15 protein-coding genes are annotated in these 18,598 nt (G+C 44.8%); 7 read left to right on the top strand and 8 right to left on the bottom strand.

Annotated features, from left to right (window positions below):
* Positions 1-522: 522 nt before the first annotated feature.
* Genes RDV52_RS06805 through RDV52_RS06785 form a run of 5 tightly spaced genes read right to left on the bottom strand, consistent with a single transcriptional unit; the run spans position 523 to position 6,817 of the window.
* Entirely contained in the window at positions 523-1,536 is a 1,014-nt protein-coding gene (locus tag RDV52_RS06805) for a hypothetical protein (protein ID WP_040556821.1), read from the bottom strand.
* A gap of 13 nt (positions 1,537-1,549) precedes the next feature.
* Complete coding sequence (locus RDV52_RS06800; RefSeq protein ID WP_004366373.1) at positions 1,550-2,665, bottom strand: YncE family protein; 1,116 nt, start codon at positions 2,663-2,665, stop codon at positions 1,550-1,552.
* Between the two features lie 18 nt (positions 2,666-2,683).
* Positions 2,684-4,717, bottom strand: a complete 2,034-nt coding sequence (locus tag RDV52_RS06795) for a TonB-dependent receptor plug domain-containing protein (RefSeq protein WP_004366376.1) — start codon at positions 4,715-4,717, stop codon at positions 2,684-2,686.
* 34 nt (positions 4,718-4,751) lie between these two features.
* Positions 4,752-5,324 carry a GNAT family N-acetyltransferase gene (locus RDV52_RS06790; protein ID WP_004366378.1) on the bottom strand — a complete coding sequence of 191 codons (573 nt, stop codon included), beginning with the start codon at positions 5,322-5,324 and terminating at the stop codon, positions 4,752-4,754.
* A gap of 8 nt (positions 5,325-5,332) precedes the next feature.
* The gene (locus RDV52_RS06785) at positions 5,333-6,817 is read right to left on the bottom strand and encodes a phosphohexomutase domain-containing protein (RefSeq protein WP_040556824.1); all 1,485 of its coding nucleotides are present in this window, start codon (positions 6,815-6,817) and stop codon (positions 5,333-5,335) included.
* 615 nt (positions 6,818-7,432) lie between these two features.
* Between RDV52_RS06785 and RDV52_RS06780 the strand changes: the two genes are divergently transcribed.
* The 7 genes from RDV52_RS06780 (at position 7,433) to RDV52_RS06750 (ending at position 14,746) form a co-directional block, all read left to right on the top strand.
* A complete protein-coding gene (locus RDV52_RS06780) occupies positions 7,433-7,984 on the top strand; it encodes a DUF1599 domain-containing protein (protein WP_004362064.1) in 552 nt (183 codons plus the stop codon).
* Positions 7,977-10,097 carry a BT_3928 family protein gene (locus RDV52_RS06775; RefSeq protein ID WP_004366382.1) on the top strand — a complete coding sequence of 707 codons (2,121 nt, stop codon included), beginning with the start codon at positions 7,977-7,979 and terminating at the stop codon, positions 10,095-10,097. The genes RDV52_RS06780 and RDV52_RS06775 overlap by 8 nt, the downstream gene beginning before the upstream one ends.
* 79 nt (positions 10,098-10,176) lie before the next feature.
* Positions 10,177-10,842, top strand: coding sequence for an SPOR domain-containing protein (locus tag RDV52_RS06770; RefSeq protein ID WP_040556825.1), 666 nt, complete (start codon positions 10,177-10,179; stop codon positions 10,840-10,842).
* A gap of 246 nt (positions 10,843-11,088) precedes the next feature.
* Complete coding sequence (gene folE, locus RDV52_RS06765; RefSeq protein WP_004366384.1) at positions 11,089-11,682, top strand: GTP cyclohydrolase I FolE; 594 nt, start codon at positions 11,089-11,091, stop codon at positions 11,680-11,682.
* Positions 11,683-11,742: 60 nt separating this feature from the next.
* Positions 11,743-12,495 (top strand): exodeoxyribonuclease III, encoded by a 753-nt coding sequence (locus RDV52_RS06760; RefSeq protein ID WP_004362072.1) that lies wholly within the window; start codon positions 11,743-11,745, stop codon positions 12,493-12,495.
* A 5-nt stretch (positions 12,496-12,500) separates the two neighbouring features.
* A complete protein-coding gene (locus RDV52_RS06755) occupies positions 12,501-13,259 on the top strand; it encodes an SGNH/GDSL hydrolase family protein (RefSeq protein ID WP_004366385.1) in 759 nt (252 codons plus the stop codon).
* A gap of 8 nt (positions 13,260-13,267) precedes the next feature.
* Complete coding sequence (locus RDV52_RS06750; protein ID WP_004366386.1) at positions 13,268-14,746, top strand: MBOAT family O-acyltransferase; 1,479 nt, start codon at positions 13,268-13,270, stop codon at positions 14,744-14,746.
* 276 nt (positions 14,747-15,022) lie between these two features.
* Here RDV52_RS06750 and RDV52_RS06745 read toward each other — a convergent pair whose 3' ends face one another.
* From RDV52_RS06745 to RDV52_RS06735, 3 genes are all read right to left on the bottom strand, one after another.
* Positions 15,023-16,231: a uracil-xanthine permease family protein gene (locus RDV52_RS06745; RefSeq protein WP_004366387.1), complete on the bottom strand. Its 1,209-nt coding sequence runs from the start codon at positions 16,229-16,231 to the stop codon at positions 15,023-15,025.
* 110 nt (positions 16,232-16,341) lie between these two features.
* Positions 16,342-17,355 carry an iron ABC transporter permease gene (locus tag RDV52_RS06740; protein WP_004366388.1) on the bottom strand — a complete coding sequence of 338 codons (1,014 nt, stop codon included), beginning with the start codon at positions 17,353-17,355 and terminating at the stop codon, positions 16,342-16,344.
* A gap of 23 nt (positions 17,356-17,378) precedes the next feature.
* Positions 17,379-18,497: an ABC transporter substrate-binding protein gene (locus RDV52_RS06735; protein ID WP_172606450.1), complete on the bottom strand. Its 1,119-nt coding sequence runs from the start codon at positions 18,495-18,497 to the stop codon at positions 17,379-17,381.
* Positions 18,498-18,598: the final 101 nt, after the last annotated feature.

The following is an 18,598-nucleotide window of genomic DNA, read 5'->3' as shown; positions in this document are numbered from 1 at the left end:
TCTTTGCAACGCATAATCTTACCATAAAACCGAGATTGTTTCGACAGACACACACTACTGATATCCAGTTATTTACAAATCCACAGTTCGTTCTCTGAAAAAAGTACTATCGTTTTACTTAAAAGAAAAATATTGTTCTTGCAAAAAAGTAGTATCGTTTCAAAAAGCGGGTAGTATCAGAACTTAAAATTGCAAACTATTTTTCTATATTTTTAGCTGACAATCGGGTGAGAAAGTAGTGAGAAAATGTAGGGGAACAGATTTTTGAAACCTTAAATCTAAATCGGCATCAGACCGCTTATTCTATAAATTCCGTGTGAATGATAACTGTAGCAATGTTTACCCTTTGTGTCTTTTTGTTTCTATGCACATGTTTCGCCTACCAAAACATTTATGCAATCTCTGCTTTTTGAAACCACATTTACACGAAAGCAGAAACAAAAAAGAGGAAGGGCAAGTCGCAGGTCTGCTTTAGCGACATTGCCGTTTCCTCTTCATTATGTAAATCGTTTTATGCTTGTTTTACTTCACTAAAACCTTTCTTACCTTGCCGTTTGCCAACTTCACGATGTTCAGTCCGCGTTGTAATTCCTTTATTTGCTTGCCCTCAATGGTGTAAATAGCCATTACGGTTGTTTCCTCGTTTGAATTGAGTGGTGCATCAATCTTGTCAGCAGTAGGGTGCAAGTCTTCCGCACCTTTTACTTCAGTAGAAAGTTCTCCCACCCAGTTTGGCTTAGGACATTGGTCGTTTACGGCACAATATACACGCACGAAATCTATTTGGTCTAACTTTACAGGCTTTCTGTTGGCATCTACTGCGTTCTCTATGTTAAAACCTTCGGTCTTTTCGTTAGGCAGATTGTCTACATAACCATAGCGCAAGGCATTCTGTACCCACCAGCCTTGGCTGTTGAAATAACTGTTTTTGGGCAGCAACGTGCCTTTAAAGGTGAGCGGTTTGTTAATCCAAAGTGGGTAATATTCTTGGAAATGACCATAGTCGCCGCCTACTCTCTGAACTGCTCCGCTATGGCCTTGGTTGTCGGTCCAAGGTATTGGCTGCATCGGATTTGGCGTGTAGGTGATTTCGTAATTGTATATTACCTTGCCTACACTGTCTACATCGGCACTTCCCGATAGTTCATACCACGTGTCGTCGGGCTTTCCGTTGCCGTTTTCGTCTTTCATTACCATTACTATTCCTGGCTCTGAACTACCGTCAAAGGCGTTGCCATAGACAACGAAATCGGGCGCACCCTCGACGTTTATCACAGGGTGGTCGAAGTGAAAAGTGATGTAACCACCGTAAGCACCTAACGTAATAAGACCTTTTTGCTTATCGCCTGCAAGTTCTTTGGTGCAGGCTTGTGCTGCCGTTTCGGGCGTATCGTTCTCGGTAAGTTTAGGCAACTCGTTTACAAACTGTCCCGGTGCGGGCACATACTCATCTACTGCCTTTATGTAAGGTGAGTTCTGAGCAAATCCAAGTGCTGATAATGACACGAATGCCATTGATAAATAAAATCTTCTCATTGTTTATATACTTTTAGTTTCTTAATAAAAAGCACCCGTGCCCCGGTATATCGCCCGTGAGCGTGTGCCATTTGTAATTTCCATATTTATCGAAACAGAATAGTTTTCCGCTTGAAACATAGTTGGTTGCGTCCATAACATAGATGTCGCCGGTAATGGGGTGGATTATTAAACCGTAGGCAATCTTTATCGGATACTTCTCTGGCACCTTCAGGAAGTTGCTGTTCACCACCTTGTGGGTGCGTATATCTACCACCTTGAATATGGGTTTGCCCTGCTGGTTGGTATAAGAAACGAGCGAATCGCCTATCATATCGAAGCCGTCTATCTTTATATTCAGCACATCTTCCACCTTGTCGTTGTCGATAACATAGAGGTTTGAAGGTGTTTGGTCGTAGTCGCCACGCGACGAAACCCACAATTTACCGTATTTATCGCTGCGAAGGTGGAACAGATTGACGCCTACATCAATGGTTTTCGTAACCTTGAAGGTGTTTAAATCAATCACACTCACGGTGCGGTCGTAGCCCAACGACGACATTCCGTTGTAGCCTCCGCTGTTGGCAACGTATATTTTGCCGTCTTGCACTACAAGTTCTTCGGGCTGATAGCCCACCGTGCACTTGTCCACAACCTTCAATGTGGCAGTGTCTACTTTATAAACGGCACCCAAAACGCTCTTTTCGCTTATCTTTCCTACATACGAGCTGACGTAGGCATACTTTCCTTGAAATGCCAGATAGCGACAGTTGGGAATATCTACGTGCCCTCTGCTTACCGCAGTGTGGGCATTGGCAACTTCAACCTTGTTCGATTGGTTGATAACAATCCACAAGCTGTTTCCATAAATCTGAACATCGTTGCCCACATCGCCCAGTTCCTTGATTTGATTGGGGTTGCGCGAAGGATAAATATTGCGATAATACTTTCCTGAATCTAAGTCCAAGAAGTCTAACGTTGCCTTGTTAGACCCCATATTGCCCTCGTTCAAGATGTAAAGACCTGCATATTTCGTGTGCGTTACTTCACCGATGTTATGCTCGGAAGGGTAGATAATGGTATCGTCTTCGCGGCAAGAAACTGCTAAAAGAACCACCAGTAAACCGTAAATAATATGTTTTAGCTTCATCGTAGTCTGTTCGTTTTGTTATAGTTCTACTTGTAATCCAACCACGCCGTTGATGCCTGGCATTGGATAATTGAGGATAACGTCGTACTTTTGGTCAAGAATATTGTTTATTTCCAACATCGTCCTGCACTTTGTACCGAAGATTTTGAAGTCGTATTGCAGACTTACGTCGCTCGTGTACCACGGTTGCATATAGTTGTTCGGTATGTTTTCTTGCTGGTTATAGCGTTTACCCGAATAGATAAAGCTGTAGTTGAGCGTCCAATTGCGGTAAGCAAGGTTCACGATAGCAGAGCCGCTGTTGTACGGAATATACGGAATTTGGTGCTTGAAGAACGTGTCGGAAGCGTCGGTAACGTCGCGTGCGTCTTGGTAAGTGTATTGCAGGCGTGCCGTAATCAAGAAATCGCTGAGCGGTTGTAACGCTATCGAGCCCATAACGTCTACTCCCGTAATGTGAACACGCCCAAGATTGAGCATCGTCCATCGGAATTGCTGTCCTTTGGGGTACGCTATGATTTTATCGTGTATGGTGTTATAGTAGCCATCGGCTTGAAAATACAAGTTCCGAACAAAGCCTTGGTTGTACTGTTTGTGGAAAACCATACCTAAATCGTACTGTGTCGCACTCTCTGGCTTTAGGTTTGAGTTGCCCAAATCGGTGTAATAAAGGTCGTTGAACGTAGGCATGCGGAAGCTGCGCTTAGCAAAAGTGCGCACAGAGAACTTGGTTGTTGCGCCATTCGCATATTTATCGACCAATGGGAAGTCTATGAACAGTGCGGGAGTGAACTTTGTTATGTTGTCCCTTGCTTTCATTCCGTCCATTAAACGGGTCTTGGGGTGGAGCTTATCGTGTATGAACGATGCCAATACGGAACCTTGCACACGCAGGAAACGAGTCTCGAAAGCGGTGGCAAAACTAATCAAATTTGAATAGCGAGTGGGGAAAACGAATCGATAAGTATCGGCATTGAGCTTGTTCCAACGGAAGTCGTAGCTCACAGAAGCACTCCAGTTGGGCAATATTTCGTAGGCATTGGCAGTAGAAAGGTAGAACTCTTGCTGCCAGAAACGGTTGTCGGCAGGCAGCTGTGTGGTATCTTTGTTTACGTAATGTGTGCGATAAAAGGCATATTTAGCCAACCATTGCGTTGAAAAACGGTCGCTTATGTCTTTTTGAAAACGATTTTGAACAAAGAAATTGAGGTCGCCTTGCCGTTCGCCTCTGCGCCAAACGTTGTTCACAATAGCACCGGGAATGCCGCGTTGGCTATTGTAGAAGTAAACTTTTGTGTTCCAATAGCCACGCTCCAAGATACCGTTTACATTGAAATCGATACGGTCGGCGCGTATATCGCCGTTCTGGCGTATTGCCGTTGTATCGTAAGCAACTTCTCCATTGGGCGTTACACGGCGGTAATTGAACTTGTATTTGCCGCTCGAAGTAAGGTGTTCTGCATTCAGCGAAGTCGAAACAGTAGGCAGAATGTGCTGTTCCCATAAGGCAGAAAGGCGCACGAGGTCGCTCGAGCCATACTTGGCTTTCAGCTTTAGGTTGTAGTTCTTGCCATTGAAAAAACGGGGTTTGCGTGTTCGGATATACACACTGCCAGCATTGCCGAAGTCGGAAGCAGGCTGAAAAATGGCACTTTTCTGTCCATTGTAAAGCGATATTTCCTCGATGTTGTCGAGCGAAAACTGTCCAAGGTCTATCTGTCCGTTCTGCGCATTGCCAAGTTCTATGCCGTCGTAGAATATTCCCAAGTGGTGCGTACCCATACTACGAATGTCCACGGTCTTGATTCCACCCACTCCGCCATAGTCTTTCAGCTGTATGCCCGAGAAGTAACGCAGGGCATCGGCTACGGATTGACTGTTTAGTCGCTGCAGTTCTGCTCCCTCCAAACTTTGTGCCGACACTATTTCTCGCTGCGTGAGCCGTGCCGTAATCACTACTTCCTTAATGGTATGGATAGAATCCTGCTGTGAATTTTGCGCTTTTGCGCTCACTGCAAGGGCAGAAAATAGTATTAATAACAATGATTTCATGACAGCTGAAAACTTCTTTATTACACATAAATCCCTATATCGAATGTACCAAGTGGCGCATAGCGTGGCCGCCCCATTGGTTATCGTCTTTATAAACAAAGCCTACTGTTTTGTAAAGCACTTCTGCCTGTGGGTTGTTCGTGTCTACCAACAGTCCCGAGGGTAGGTTCATGCGCTTTCCCTTCTCTATGGTTGCACGCAGAAGCTGCTTGGCGATGCCGTTGCCACGATGTTCTTTTGCCACGCAAAGTGAGTCTATATAAAGTTCGCCTGCCGATGTTTCGTCGGGAATATCGGAGAAATCGCGGCCGAAAGCCACATTTGCACCATCTATAAACGCCTTACGGAGCGTGCGAAGCAAGCCTCCGTCGTAGCTGACACATACGCCAACGACTTTGTTTTCGGGCGTAGTGGCAACGAGGGTGTTAAGGTAAGAATATTGCGAATCGGTACGTTCGACGAGCTTTTTCATAAGATTGAAAAAGTCGTCTAACGTATGTTGCGGTCCTGCAAACCATTGGCAGCATTCGTGGTTCATAGCTTCCATTATCATTTCGGCTATGACGGCTGACTGCTCAAGGCGTGCTGAAACTATTTTTACCTCCATTTCGTATGTTACTGCTTCAATGCTTTAAAGTCGGAAAGTAAAGCAAGAACTCGGTCGGTGATACGACTGACGCCGCCTTCAACGTTCGACTCGATGTTCAAAGGCAGCACTGGGTCGTGCAGCGATTGGCGAAGCAAGAACCAACCTTGTTCTTTTTCGTCCGTGCAAGCGATGCGCACACCTTCGTAGTTGGGTGCTACCAGCTGCCAATCGTGTTCTTTTTCGGCTGCCGCCTTGGTGTGTTCCAACACCTGTTCGCCATAGGTTTTAAAGTCGTCGGTGTCGATTTTAAAGCGTATTTCCTTACTTTCGGCAGGTTGCTGAAGGTCGGCGATAAGGTCTTGGAGTTCTTTTCCCTCCTTGCGCAGGCAAGCTGCTTCTATAATTAGCTTTGCCACAAGATACGCTCCATCGTCCAAGAAGTAGTTTTCGCGCAGTGCAGCGTGTCCCGATGTTTCGATTGCAAGCCACGATTCCTCGCCGTTTTCATTCAAACGGAGCGACTCGTTGATGACGTTCTTGTAGCCACGGCGGAAACGATAATGCTTTCCGTTGCGGTCGGCAATAAACTTTGCCAAGCCATCGGACGTTACCGAGTCGGTAACGATGGTGCTTTCGGGGTGCTCGCGCAATATTACGGCTGCTATTAACGCAATGAGTGCGTTGCGGTTGATGGATTTTCCTGTTCTGTCTACAATGGCAGAACGGTCTACATCGGTATCGAAGATAATGCCTAAATCGGCTTTATTGTCTACAACGGCTTTGCAAATAGAAGCCATTGCCTCTTTGTTCTCAGGGTTAGGAATATGGTTGGGGAAGTACCCGTCAGGCTCAAGGAACTGGCTTCCCGTAGTGTCTGCTCCCAATGGCTTCAACACGTTGGTGGCAAAAAAGCCGCCTGCGCCATTGCCTGCATCTACGATGATACGCATACCCTTCAGCGGTTGGTCGCCGTTGTTCACGCCACGGCGAATATAGTTGGCAAGTATGTCGCAGTAGGTTGCCATAAAATCAATGGCTTTCACCTCGCCATTGCCTTTCTTTTCAGCACCCATAAACTGCGGTGCAAGCTCCAAGATGCGCGCAATGTCTGTCTTTTCCAATCCGCCTTTTGCTGTAAAGAACTTCAGTCCATTTCTGTTCCAAGGCAAATGGCTTGCTGTAATCATAACTGCACCGTCGGCATTGAGCTGCTCATCTACCGTTGCCATAAACATTGCTGGCGTAGATGCCATACCAAAGCTAAGCACCGTTGCACCAACAGCAGCTGCACCATTGGCAAAGGCTTGTAGGAGTGTAGGACTGGAAATGCGAGAATCGCTGCCTACGGCAATGGTTTGCGCCGTCTTTCCATTCTTTTCGCCCAGCCAAGCTACAAATGCTTGTGCCAAAGCAGTTGTTACTTCGTTGGTGAGGTTTACGCTTTCGCCTTCAATTCCTTCGAGTGCCACGCCTCTTATATCCGAGCCGTTCTGCAGTTTTTTCCAGTCCATTTGGTTTCTTTTTGATAGTTCTTTATATATAATAAGGTGTAAATAACACGCAAGGCAACCTGCTTTTACGTATTCTGAACGCAAAGGTACAGCTTTTTTCTATATTAGACAGTCCCTATTGGCTTATCTTTTGGAATAGCTATAAATTCTTATCAATAGCCCATTATCGGTAAGAAAAATGCGATAGAATAGATATTCATAATTCAGAAGCCGTTTAAATGGTATTTCAACCACAGTTTAATCATATTTTTATAGGCGTCAAATAGCAGTACTTAAAATTAAATACAATTATACTTAAATTTAAAAATTATTATACTTAATATTAAATACAAACATACTTAAACTTAAGTACTACTATTTAGTGTGTATAAAAATAATATGAAACCATAGAGAAAATAAGGCGAGAACCCGAAAGAAATGTTGCGCATACATACTAAAACTGCTGTTCCGCTATTGTTCTACTTCCTTTTTATAGTTTAAAGGCTACTTAGATACAACAATGGCAGTACGCAATAACCGTAGATCCAAAAACTTGTTCGTATACATATATTATATAAATGATTTTGTTAGTTCGTATATTTTCAGTATTTTTGCATTGTAAATAAAATATCCACTATGCCGGAACAGATAGCAAAGACCAAGCAAGAATTTAAAGAAGTTCTGAGCGAATGCAAGTCGCTCTTCTCGAAGAAGCTGCACGACTATGGTGCTTCGTGGCGAATACTGCGCCCATCGTCGCTTACCGACCAGCTCTTTATAAAAGCAAAGCGCATTCGTTCGATAGAAATAACAGGCGAAAACCACGTGGGCGAAAGTGTCAGGGGAGAGTTCATCGCCCTCATCAACTACGGAATAATTGGTTTGATACAACTTGCACACCCATTCGCAGACACAGTGGACATTACTCCGGAAGAGGCTACTGCGCTCTACGAACAATACGAAAAGGCTACTTACGAACTAATGCTGAAGAAGAACCACGACTACGGAGAGGCATGGCGCGATATGCGCGTGAGCAGCTACACCGACTTTATCCTCACGAAAATAGAACGCGTGAAGGAAATAGAGAATATAAAAGGTGCAACATTGGCGAGCGAAGGCATCGACGCAAACTATATGGACATTATTATCTATGCAGTGTTTGGAGCTATAAAACTAAGTAATGAGTAAACTAAAATCAACATTAGTAAATATCTGCCGGTTCCTGCTTGCCCTGACATTTATCTTTTCGGGCTTCGTAAAAGCAATAGATCCACTCGGCTCACAATACAAGATAGGCGACTACCTGACGGCACTGGGCATGGCAGGAAAGATACCGGACTGGGTGCAGCTCATGATGTCCATCTCGCTTTCGGGTGCCGAATTCACAATCGGAATATTACTTCTGTTGGCAATCCGCCGCCGTCTGGTAAGTAAATTGTCGTTCGTGCTGATGCTCGGAATGACACTGATAACGCTCTGGCTCACCATAAGCAATCCTGTTCAAGACTGCGGTTGCTTTGGCGATGCCATACATCTGACAAACAGTCAGACCTTTGCGAAGAATTTGGTGCTGCTCGCTGCGGTTGTTGTCGTTATGCGGTGGCCACTCTATCAAGTTCGTTTCATCTCGAAAACCAACCAGTGGATAGCTACTTACTTCACGATGATATTCATTGTTGTAGTATCATTGTTAAGTCTTTACCATTTACCTTTGTTCGATTTTCGTCCTTATTATATCGGTCAGAACATTCTGAAAGGAATGCAGATACCCAAAGGTGCGAAGCAAACCAAATATAAAACAACATTTATTTGTACCAAGAATGGGGTTCAGAAAGAGTTCAACGAAAACAATTATCCCTACAACGACAGCACATGGGTGTTTGTAGACACAAAGCAAGAGGTCGTAGAGAAAGGATACGAACCACCCATTCACGACTTTTCCATCACGGACGAAAAAACAGGGGAAGACCTTACCGAACAGATATTGAGCAAAGATGGATATACATTCCTGCTGGTTTCTCCCTTGCTCGAAGTAGCACAAGATAGGAATTTCGGCGATATTGAAGGCATATACGAATATGCAAAGGAAAACGGCTATGCTTTCTACGGCTTGACATCGAGCACCGAGAAGGGCATAAAGCACTGGCGCGACATAACGGGGGCGGAATATCCATTCTACACTACCGACGGTACGACGCTGAAAACCGTGATAAGAAGCAACCCCGGACTCGTGTTGCTGTACAAGGGAACGATAATAAACAAGTGGAACCACAACGACATTCCAAAGGTGGAAGAATTGAACGCACCTTTGTCGCTGCTCACCATCGGGCACGAACCTGAAAGCAGTACGTGGAAGAAAATACTGACAATAGTGCTTTGCTACTTGCTGCCACTCGTGTTGCTCATTATTGCCGACCGCTTCTGGGCGTGGACAAAATGGGTGAAGAAGCGCGAGCAGTGGATTAAGGAAAAGGAGCAATGGCTCGTAAAGAATGAACAGAAAAGGAAACTTTATCAACTTTTAAAACGTAAAAGAAATATGAGAAAGAAAATTGTAGCAGGTAACTGGAAGATGAACGAAACCCTGCAAGAAGGTGTTGCATTAGCAACAGAAATCAATAACGCTTTGAAGGCAGACAAGCCTAACTGCGATGTTGTAATCTGCACTCCTTTTATTCACTTGGCAAGCGTTGCCAACGTGTTGGACAAGGACTTGGTAAAGCTTGGTGCAGAAGACTGTGCCAACAAGGAAAAAGGTGCCTACACAGGTGAGGTTTCTGCTGCAATGGTGAAGAGTACAGGTGCTGAATATGTTATTCTCGGACACTCTGAACGCCGTCAATACTATGGCGAAACAGCCGAAATATTGAAAGAAAAGGTAGAATTGGCACTCGCAAACGGCTTGAAGGTTATTTTCTGCTGTGGCGAAACATTGGAAGAGCGTGAGGCAAACAAGCAGAACGAGGTGGTGAAGGCTGAACTCGAAGGTTCTGTTTTCCATCTTGGCGCAGAGGCTTGGAAGAACATTATCCTTGCTTACGAGCCAATCTGGGCTATCGGAACAGGAAAGACTGCAACATCTGACCAAGCAGAGGAAATACTTGCATACATTCGTTCTATCGTAGCAGAGAAGTATGGCAAAGAGGCTGCCGAAGATACAAGCATTCTTTATGGTGGTAGCTGCAAGGCAAGCAATGCACCTGAATTATTCTCAAAGCCTAATATTGATGGTGGTTTGATAGGTGGTGCTTCGTTGAAAGCTGCCGATTTCAAGGGTATCATCGACGCTTGGAAGAAGTAAAAACAAATAAACGAAAAGTCCTGCGAGCTGCTAACCGTAAGCGGTGGCAGCTCTTGGGGACTTTATAAAAACAAGAAAAATGAAGAAATTCCTTACCATATTGGTCGTCGCACTCCTTAGCTGTCTGGCTGTTGGTGCACAAGGTACTGTCACTGTAACGCAGAGTGAGGATATTGACGCGTTGGTGAACGGAAAGAAAAATACTAAAGCGAACAAGAAGAAACCACAACCGCAGCCACAAGGAGCGGTGAAAAAACTAACTGTACCTTCGGCAGTTCTTCCACGAGTAGAGCCTCGTATCGAAGCACCGACACCATCTCCGGCACCGCGCACTGCGTCTACGCGTACGAAACTTGTACGAAAGAAGGTTCGCCGCCCACTTATCGACCCCACTGATGGTACTACAATCAGGCAGACGGTAACGAAACGTGTGGCAAAAGGTGTAAGGAAAGTAAGGGGATTTCGCGTGTTGGCTTATTCAGGAGGCAATACAAGAGAAGCCCGAAAGGAAGCTGAAAGATGGGGACAGAAGGCTAAACAGATATTACAAACAGAGCCCATATACGTTCATTTCTATTCTCCTCGCTGGATGTGTCAAGTAGGAAACTTCACAAACTACGAACAGGCGCAGAAAGTAATGAGGAAGTTGAAGAAGGAAGGATTTACCCATGCCAACATTATCAGAACGATGGTAACGATAGAAACAACTGAAGTGCTTGGCGATGCATACGGAATGGATTACTAATCTGCTTCATTCTCAATTGCCGAACGGGCACTTTAAATCAGTCGACTAATTTGGAAAAAACAGTCGACCAATTTTAAAAATCAGTCGACTGATTTTATTTTATCAGACGAGAGGGCAGCTTTCATCAGACAGTTGAATAAGCCTTAACCGACGAATGAATAGGTTTCACCAATCGGATAAGTTCGTCTTAAATGACAGAACAAACATTATTATAAGATAGTTTTATAAGATTTATCAAGAACAACAATGACATTAAATATAGAATTCCGCGAAGGTCTCGACGAACTCGCAGGACATTACCGACACGTATTGCAACTTTTAGGAGAAGACCCCAACAGAGAAGGACTTGAAAAGACGCCTATGCGTGTGGCAAAAGCAATGCAAGTGCTGACACGAGGCTATACACAAGACCCACACAAAGTGCTTACCGATGCACTGTTTGCTGAAAAATACGACCAGATGGTAATAGTAAAAGACATTGATTTCTTCTCTATGTGCGAACACCACATGCTGCCTTTCTATGGCAAAGCGCACGTTGCATACATTCCCAACGGATATATTACAGGCTTGAGCAAGGTTGCACGCGTGGTAGATATATTCAGTCATCGTCTGCAAGTGCAAGAAAGATTGACACAACAGATTAAGGATTGCATACAAGATACATTACACCCGCTCGGCACAATGGTAGTGGTAGAGGCGAAACACATGTGTATGCAGATGCGTGGCATAGAGAAACAAAACTCTATTACAACAACAAGTGCGTTCAGCGGAGCATTCAATCAGGCGAAAACGCGTGAGGAATTTATGAATCTTGTGCATTCTGATACAATGCGAATATAAAGGAATGGTAGCCTGAGAGGGCAATCCAAACAGAATAAAAACAAAAGAAACACTACGAATATGAAGTTTATCTCATGGAATGTAAACGGTCTTCGGGCTTGTGTTACAAAGGGATTCAAAGAAAGTTTTGCAGAGATTGATGCAGATTTCTTTTGCTTGCAGGAAACAAAGATGCAGGCAGGACAACTCGATATAGCCTTCGACGGTTACGAGTCGTACTGGAATTATGCCGACAAGAAAGGTTATTCGGGCACGGCAATCTTCACGAAGCACAAGCCTTTGAGTGTTTCTTATGGATTAGGAATAGATGAACACGACCACGAAGGCAGGGTTATTACGCTCGAAATGGAGAAGTTCTACCTCGTTACGTGCTACACTCCCAACGCGCAAGATGGTTTGAAACGGTTGGATTACAGAATGCAATGGGAAGACGACTTCCAAGCATACGTGAAACGATTGGACGAGAAAAAGCCTGTAATAGTGTGCGGCGACTTGAATGTTGCACACGAGGAAATCGACTTAAAGAACCCTAAGACAAACCGCAAGAATGCAGGTTTCTCCGATGAGGAAAGAGCAAAGATGACGCAGTTTCTTGGCAACGGCTTCATCGACAGTTTCCGAACACTTTACCCAGAGCAGGTTACCTATTCGTGGTGGTCGTACCGTTTCAAGGCAAGAGAGAAGAATGCAGGGTGGCGCATCGACTATTTCTTGTTGTCGAACCGTTTGCGCGAGCAGCTTGTCGATGCTAAAATACACACGGAAGTGTATGGTAGCGACCACTGCCCTGTCGAGGTTGAACTGAATTTGTAGGCAGAGTGCGCGAGCAAAGCAAGATTTTTCTGCTGTTGGTTGTCGTGTTGGCAATCGTCATAGGCTATGCAGTTGTGCCGGGAGAAGTATCTTTTGGCAAGTTCTCGCTGAAGAAAATCAACCTTACACAACTGCGAAAAGCTGATAAAACCGATTCGGTTGCACTTGCTAAGCGAAAGGAAAAGAAGCAGTATAGGCGCAATCAGACGTTTTTATTCATAGGCGATTCGATGGTAGAAGGCTTGTCTCGACAACTCGGCGACTATGCTGGAGCGAACGGACACAAGCTCTACACCGTTATTTGGTATGGTTCTACCACCGAAAAGTGGGCAAATTCGCAAACGATAGAGCATTTCATAAAGCAGTATAAGCCTACTTACATCTTGCTTTGCTTGGGTAGCAACGAGCTTTTCATTAACGATTTAGATGCAAGAGAGGCGAATATAAAGGCGATAGTAGCGAAATTGGGCAACTATCCTTACGTTTGGATAAGTCCTGCAAGCTGGAATGGCGACACAGGAATTATCAATTTGATGAAGAAGCATACGAGACAAGGTTGCTTCTTTGACAGTAGAGGATTGAAATTGAAGCGCGGTCCCGACCGTTATCACCCAACTTGGAAGGCTGCTGCGTTGTGGTTGAACAAGGTTGCTGCATTTATGGGAAGTTCAAAAGCGGCTTATCCCGTAGTGCTGAAAACTCCTCAACAACACCATAAGGCAACGAATACAAAACTTTTACAACCTTCTTTCAAGGGATTTTAGTAGGATAAATGATAGATTTACAGCAGACAATAAACGCATTGCTTTCCTTTTTGACTACCCCCAATAAGGATTGGTCGTTCTGCACGCTGTCGTTTATGGTTGCCTTTCTTGTTTTTTTTGCGGTTTATCTCTATATAAACCATTATAGAAAGGCGTGGCTGAAAGCCTATGTCGTACTTTTCGGATTGCTTTTTGCCTATAAAGCGAACGGTGCTCTGATGGTTTTGCTGCCCATAACAACATTACTTTCATGGTTCCTGACCAAGAAGATGATGCGGTTACGGCGTGGAAAACCACGCAGAATAGGGCTTTCGCTCGTTATCCTGATTGAACTTTTACCGCTGCTTTACTATAAGTACACCAATTTCACACTCGATATTTTAAATCATCTGCTGCAAAGCAATTTCGCGCCTTTGCAGCTGTTGTTGCCCATCGGTATTTCGTTCTATACCTTCCAAGCCATTAGCTACACGGTCGATGTGTATAAAGAGCGTTTCCCCAAGACGACGGGTTTGCTGGAATACACCTTTTATCTTACTTTCTTTCCGTTGCTGATAGCAGGTCCAATTACACGTGCCAAGATTTTAATTCCACAAATAGATGCACCGCAACCAAACAATAAGCAACTCATAAATACGGGTCTGTGGCTCATTATCTGTGGCTTGCTGAAGAAAGCATTGGTAGCCGATTACTTGGCGCAATATAACAATTGGATATTTGCAGACCCATTGGCTTACACGGGTTTCGAGAACTTAATGGGTGTCTTAGGCTTTACTTTGCAAATCTATTGCGATTTTTCGGGTTATAGCGATATGGCGATTGGCATTGCAGCACTTATGGGCTTCCAGCTGCCTAACAACTTCAACTCTCCGTATCAGAGTCTGAATCTGACGGAGTTCTGGCATCGTTGGCACATCACGCTTTCGCAATGGTTCCGCGATTATGTTTATATACCATTGGGTGGAAACCGAAAAGGCGAGTTAAAGACTTATCGGAACACTTTCATAACAATGATAGTGGCAGGACTGTGGCACGGCGCATCGGGTATGTTCGTGTTGTGGGGAATCCTGCACGGTATCGGTTTAGCAGTCCATAAGTTCGCTCGCAACAGAGGTCTCAATAAAGTTCCCGACACAATATATGTGAAGATTTTCTGTTGGACAATAACTTTCGCCTACGTATCTGTTGCGTGGATATTCTTCCGCTCGTACGACGTTCACACGGCTTTTAGCATTATCGGCAAGATTTTTACCGACTTGCATTTCGTAGATTTCCAGAATTTCATTAACGCTCGCCTACTGTGGATAATGCTATTAACAGTAAGCTTGGAACTGCATTCCATTCGCCAGAACGACTACAAGTGGCTCCGGCAAAAGTTCATCTCACTACCGTGGCTGGCAAAATTGGTAATCTTCCTGTTTGTCTTGCAGCTTGTCATTAATCTAAGCCAAAACAACATCCAACCTTTTATCTATACCCGATTCTAACAAAGCCCCCCTTTAGCAAGAATTTCACATCTTTAAAACTCAATCTACTGATAGATATCAGTACAATTCTTTATTACAAAAAATTGATGAAAATTGTATTGTACAATCGTATTCGTTACCCAAATCATCTACCGCATACTGGTTTATCAGGATTATTGATGTCCGATAAAAACTTGGTAGTGTCTTAAAAAAGCGGAGACAACCGTGTTTTTGCACAGCTGTCCCGCAAGGTTACTTTTTATTTGTGGCAAACAAACCTTTATAAACCATTATTCTTTATATGTCTTCTTCTTTTGGGTGTGGAAGCACAAGGTTAAGAAGTACACCTACAATAGCCGACAGACCGATGCCGCTCATGGCGAAATTGCCATAAGTAAGGATAGCACCGCCAATACCAATGGTCAGCGTTACCGAAATAATGATGGTGTTTCGGGTGTGGTTCAAGTTCACTTTGTGCTGTATAAGGTTCTGTATGCCCACCGAAGCGATGGTACCAAAGAGCAGCAACATAATGCCACCAAGCACGGCTGCAGGTATGCTTTGCAGCAAGGCACTGAGCTTTCCGATTACCGAAAAGATGATGGCAGTGGCTGCCGAAATGCGAATTACCTGTGGTTGAGTGATTTTTGTGATGCTCATAGCACCTGTAACTTCGCTGTAAGTCGTAACAGGAGGACCACCGAAGAAGCTTGCTGCAAGACAAGCCAAGCCGTCGCCGAGCATTGTTCGGTGCAGTCCGGGGTCTTTTACGAAGTCTTTCTGTGCCACAGCTCCTACCACATAAACGTCGCCGATATGCTCAATAACGGGTGCAATGGCTACTGGAATCATGAAAAGGAAGGGTTCCCAGGCAAATTGTGGCAAGTGGAAGTCAGCCAATGCAGGCGGTAATGCAAACCAAGGTGCAGCTGCCACGTTCGTGAAGTCTACTTCTCCCATACAAACCGCTGCGATATAGCCCACTACAATGCCACAAACTACGGGCACGAGCTTGATGAGTCCTTTTCCCAAAGTAAGCACCAAGATAGCCACTGTAAGCGAGATGCCAGCCAAAAGCCAGTTGTTCTTAGCCATATCTACTGCCGAACTCGAGAGCGAAAGACCAATCAAGATGATGACAGGACCTATCACGACAGGTGGAAAAAGTTTGTTTAGCAGCTTCCTGCCTTGCCATTTAATGAGTGCCGACATAAGGAAATAGACCAGCGAAACGCCAATGATACCTGCCAATGTGCCAGGCATTCCCCACTGCTCCGAGGCTTTAATGATTGGTGCAATGAAAGCAAACGACGACCCAAGAAAGATAGGCACCTTGCCTTTTGTGGTTAAATGGAAAATGAAAGTTCCGATACCTGCCGTGAAAAGGGCTGTGGCAGGGTCGAGCCCAACGAGCAACGGAACGAGGACAGTTGCGCCAAAAGCCACGAAAAGGAATTGTACGCCTACTACTGTTCGTCTGAATGGTGATAAATTAGTTGTGTTCATTGTTATTAAATTAGATTAACCGCATAGCTTCCACTACCGATTTTGTTTGCAAAGCTACAAAAAATAATCCAACTGCTAAAAGCTATTGAATTATTTTTCTGTGGGTTTTGCTAACCTTTCGACTTCATAAGTACATAAATTACTACGGGTGCACCGATTAAAGGCGTTACCGCATTGAGTGGAATAATACCGCCTTCGCCAGGTAAATAGCAAATAAGGTTGCAGAAAAGAGCTATCAACGCACCGCTGAGAATGGTAGAAGGCAGCAGCAAACGATGATTTTCGGTGGTCAGCAAGAGGCGCGCAATGTGGGGAACAGCCAAGCCAATGAAACCTATTGGACCGCAAAAAGCAGTGGTAATGGCTGCCAGCAAACCTGTAACAACGAGCAGATAGTTGCGTGTTCGGCGTGTGTTGATGCCCAAACTTTCGGCATATTGCGCTCCAAGCAGCAAGGCGTTGAGCGGCTTCATCAGTAGCAGAGAGCAGAAAATGCCTATGCTGACAATCGCCATAAACACAGGAATGTGTTCCATAGATACGCCTCCGAAATTGCCCATACCCCATATCATGTAGCTTTTTACGCCTTCTTCGGTGGCAAAGAAGTTGAGCAACGACACTACGGACGATGACATATAGCCTACCATAATGCCGATGATGAGCAGCAAGACGCTGTTTCTGATGATAAGCGAGAAGAAGAATATCAGTGCCGTTACTGCCATTGCGCCTGCAAAAGCTGCAACCAGCACCGCCATAAAGCCCGATACCGAGAACAAAACCGTAGACACATTGCCGCCCAAAAGCAGCATTACGAGTGCCACGCCCAAGCCTGCTCCTGCATTGATACCGAACACGTCGGGACCTGCCAATGGATTTCGGAAGGCGGTTTGCAGCATCAAACCGCTTACTGCAAGTGCGCCGCCGCAGAACATTGCCGTAATAGCTTGCGGCAAACGGTTCTCTAAAACGATGAAACGCCAACTCTCCTTGCCTTCAAATCGCCCTAAGAAAATATCCACAATGTCGTTAAACGGAATGCGTACCGAACCGATATAGAGGTTCAGTAAGAACAGAATAACGATGCCAAGTGGCAGCAGAACAAACGCCCAAGAATTCTTTTTCATTGTCAGAAAGGATTCTGCCGACTTTATAAACGGTGGTAGTAACGCATTGAACCAGACCTTAAATCGGGGTGGAAGAGTTGGATAAGGTCTGACAAAAGCCAGTCCGGACGCCAGCTAACCTCCTCGAAATAGGGTGTTTTGTCTACCTGACAGCCGTAGATTTCGCCTGTCTTGAAAGGCTTTAATGCCGTGTAGCCTTGGTATTCGGATAGGAGTTGCTGCTTATTGAAGTCGCCGTAGTAGCTGAAAATCCAGAAGTCAGCCTGCCCGGCTTTGTCCAGCACGGTTTCAAAAGGCAGTGCAAGACTTCCGCTCTTGTTGTTGTCGGCAAAAGCATACTTGCCGTTGGCATCTTTATAGAGCAAGCCCACGCTGCTTTTGCCGCCCGGCATATACCACACGCTGCCTGTCTTGCGGTCGGGTAGCACCGAAAGCGTTTGCTTGGAACTCTTTGCCTTGGCTTTCAAAGCAAGGTAGTTGCTTTCCACTACCTTGAATAATGAGTCGGCAGACTGCTGACAACCGAACAGAATACCATAGAATTTAATCCATTCGGCACGCCCCAATGCAGAGGTTTCCATATATTCCGCACATTCGATAATAGGGATTTTAAGTTCGTCTAATTTGCCGTAGCCACCGCTGTTCTCGAACGGAGAGAGCAGCAAACCGTCGGGTTTAATGTCGATTATCTTCTCTATGTCGGGCTTCATACCGTCGCCACAATCGGTAATCGTCTTTATCTGAAGTCGTTTTTGTACGTCGGGTATCAGCATGTACTTCGCATCGGCAACGCCGGCAATGGATTTTTGTGCGCCCAACATTTCCATTAGGTTGGCGTGTGCTGTAGTAAAGAAGACGCCTCGACGTATAGGTATTTGCACAAGAGTGCCGTTTGCAGGCTTGTCGGCCTTGCTTGCATCTTCCACCAAATAGTAGGTGTGCAGTGTCTCTCCCTTTTTCCAAGGGTTGGCAAGCGTTACCTTAATGCCGTCGGGAGTACGTTCCATTTTTATATTCTCGGCATATTTCAATATCAATGTGCTGTCTGTTGGAGCATTGGTATTCGCCATTTTGGCTTTGTTGTTGCCACAACCGAAGCACAAGCTTAATAATAAGAGGTATAGAACCAATGATTTTCGCATAGTGAAAGAATATTTTCGACAAAAGTACAAAAAATGTTTCGATTTTTGTAAAAATAGAAACTTTTTCGTAATTTAGTAGCCAATTTAAGTAACTATAATAA

Source organism: Prevotella nigrescens, from assembly GCF_031191185.1.
Lineage (GTDB): Bacteria > Bacteroidota > Bacteroidia > Bacteroidales > Bacteroidaceae > Prevotella > Prevotella nigrescens.
The sequence above is the reverse complement of the archived record's forward strand: the minus strand, read 5'-3'. Positions and strand labels throughout refer to the sequence as shown.